Origin of the sequence: Promicromonospora kroppenstedtii DSM 19349 (assembly GCF_000515355.1) — a bacterium.
Lineage (GTDB): Bacteria > Actinomycetota > Actinomycetes > Actinomycetales > Cellulomonadaceae > Promicromonospora > Promicromonospora kroppenstedtii.
In genome coordinates, this window is sequence record NZ_KI911664.1 from 868 (window position 1) to 1247 (window position 380).

The window sequence follows — 380 nt, forward strand, 5'->3', positions numbered from 1 at the left end:
CTCGCCGAACGCGGTGTCGTCGCTCGCGCGCCGCGCCCGTGCTCGGCTGCGGCGGGAGTACCTGCAGTCCCACCAGGACCGCGTGGCGCCCGGGTGCGAGGACTACGCGCCGCACCTGGCCCGGTACGTCGAGCAGACGCTGGCCGTGCCGGTGCACCACCGCGTCGACGCGCACGTGCTGGGGTGCGTGTTCTGCACCGCGGCCGTGGACCAGATGCGCGACCTCAAGCGGCGCATGCGGGTGCTGCTGCTCCCGTTCGGGTTGCCGGTCGCGGCGCTGGGGGAGCCGGAGCGCGAGAGGGCAGACGGGCTGGTGTCGGCGTCGGCGTCGCGGGTGGGGCTGCGGGGCCTGGGGCGCGGGAGTGCTGCGCGTGGGCCCG

1 pseudogene is annotated in these 380 nt (G+C 76.8%); it reads left to right on the forward strand.

The window, feature by feature from the left end:
• Positions 1 to 380 (forward strand): annotated as a pseudogene (locus PROKR_RS34700) (hypothetical protein); the annotation flags it as partial.